3 protein-coding genes are annotated in these 1,900 nt (G+C 64.8%); 1 reads left to right on the forward strand and 2 read right to left on the reverse strand.

The window, feature by feature from the left end:
* Positions 1-91: 91 nt before the first annotated feature.
* Together EN932_RS35095 and EN932_RS35100 are read right to left on the reverse strand one after the other, a co-directional pair.
* Positions 92-982 carry an NmrA family NAD(P)-binding protein gene (locus tag EN932_RS35095; RefSeq protein WP_063172627.1) on the reverse strand — a complete coding sequence of 297 codons (891 nt, stop codon included), beginning with the start codon at positions 980-982 and terminating at the stop codon, positions 92-94.
* Positions 979-1,161 (reverse strand): DUF1127 domain-containing protein, encoded by a 183-nt coding sequence (locus EN932_RS35100; RefSeq protein ID WP_013530655.1) that lies wholly within the window; start codon positions 1,159-1,161, stop codon positions 979-981. Before EN932_RS35100 ends, EN932_RS35095 begins: the two co-directional genes overlap by 4 nt.
* Positions 1,162-1,378: 217 nt before the next feature.
* Here EN932_RS35100 and EN932_RS35105 point away from each other — a divergent pair.
* Positions 1,379-1,900 (forward strand): LysR family transcriptional regulator (locus EN932_RS35105; RefSeq protein ID WP_128369474.1); only part of this gene is annotated, 522 nt, incomplete at its 3' end.

The raw sequence follows: 1,900 nt of genomic DNA on the forward strand, positions 1-1,900 counted from the left end.
GGTGAGACCAGCCCTTCTCGGGCGGCTCACGCCGCGAGCCGGATTCATCGGCCGCGCCGACGACGTCAGCTTCAGCGCCGCGCTCCTGCTCCTATCGCCCAGCGGCGTCCGCCATCGCAACAAAGGCGCTCTCGATGGTCTCGAAAGCCAGCTCCGGATACAGCACTCCGGCTTCCGGCGTGGCCGTCTCGAGCGCGGTCTCGCCGCGTATCCAGAATGCCCGCAGCAGTCCGAGCCAGGGGGCTGACGCGATCATCGCCTCAAGCTCCGCCGCACTCTGAGGCACGATGCGCGGCGAGCGGCCGCTCACCCCGCGCCACAGATCGATCATTTCGTTCTGGGTGATCTTGTTTCGGGCGATGCGGATCTCGCTGCGGATGGCATTGGGGTCGTTCAGCGCGCGCAAGGTCACGGCGGCGATGTCCTTCTCGCTGACGAACGTCGCCGGCACGTTGCCGTCGCCATAAAGTGTCACCTCTTCGGGCGGCAAGGGCGACGAGCCGAAGCGCATCAGATCGCCCAGCGTCGCCACCCATGTCGAAAAGAAGCCATTGGTGTAGATCACCGTATAGGGCAGATCGGCCTCCTTGATCGCGTCGAACACTGCTCGCTTGAGGTCGAGTGGCGGGATCGAGCCCGGTGCGGCGGCGGCGAAGTCGAGGCCGAAGCCGGCGGAAGGCACATAGCGGGAAACGCCGGCATCGCTCAGCGCCCGCACCAGCGTCATCTCGCTGGCCGAATGCACATGCACCGAGCTGATGACGCGGTCCACCGCACTGGCGGCGCGGACAAGGCTGTCATAGTCGTCGAGATCGCCGACGTGGATTTTGGCGCCGAGTTCCTTCAGCGAATGCAGCCGCTCTTCATCGCCGGCTGTTGCCGGACGAACCAGAACGTGCAGGCGATCGCCATTGCGGGCGCTGGCCTTCGCCATCTCGCTGCCCAGCAGCCCCGTCGCGCCGATGATCAGGGTGCTGGTCATATCGACCTCCCATTGCGCAGGATGGAGCCGTCCCAGTCGCGCTCGAATCCGATGTCGTGCAAGCGATGGTTCGAGAAGCGTGAAACTTGGCGCAGCATGCGGCGGCGCTCGACGACTGCAGAGGCTCTGAGTGCAAGACCGCTCGTCGCGGCGCTGATGGATTCGAGAATCGGTTTCATGGTTCGTCTCCTGTGGTTCAGTAGGCGCAAGCGTGCCGACGCCGTCCGCAAGGGGACAAGCATGACGATTGCTCACACCGTTTCTGGTCGTTCAGCGCAGCGGCGAGATGGGAAAGCCGATCAATATCTGCTGCTACCCCTATAGATTGGACATTTCCGGGCTGGACGACAAACGACTCTTTGTGCAGGATTTGTGAGCAACACTCACAGGTGGACCATGCCGCGCAGACTACCGCCCCTCACTGCCCTGCCCGCCTTCGAGGCTGCCGCCAGGCATCTGAGCTTCTCCAAGGCTGCGGGTGAGCTCAACGTCACCCATGGCGCGGTCAGCCGCGCCATCCGCAACATCGAGGACAGGCTCGGCATCCAGCTTTTCGATCGGGGAACGAGGTCCGTGCGCCTGACGTCGGTCGGCGCGGCCTACGCATCGGAAGTCAGGACGGCGCTGGACCAGATCGCCGCCGCCACCATCGCCGCCACGCCCGACCGCACGGCAGGCATCCTGAATGTCAGCACATCGGACGGTTTTGCCGGCCGCTGGCTGGTGCCGAGGCTGCATCGCTTCCACCGCGCCAACGCCGACATCGACGTGCGGCTGTCGACCTCGGGCGTACTTTCCGATTTCGTCAGCGACGGCATCGATATCGCCATCCGCTACGGCAAGGGCGGCTATGCCGGCGTGACCGCGGAATTTCTCGCCGACGAAGAGGTCTTCCCGGTCTGCAGCCCGGAACTGCTG

This window comes from Mesorhizobium sp. M7A.F.Ca.US.002.01.1.1, assembly GCF_004022955.1.
Classification (GTDB): domain Bacteria; phylum Pseudomonadota; class Alphaproteobacteria; order Rhizobiales; family Rhizobiaceae; genus Mesorhizobium; species Mesorhizobium ciceri.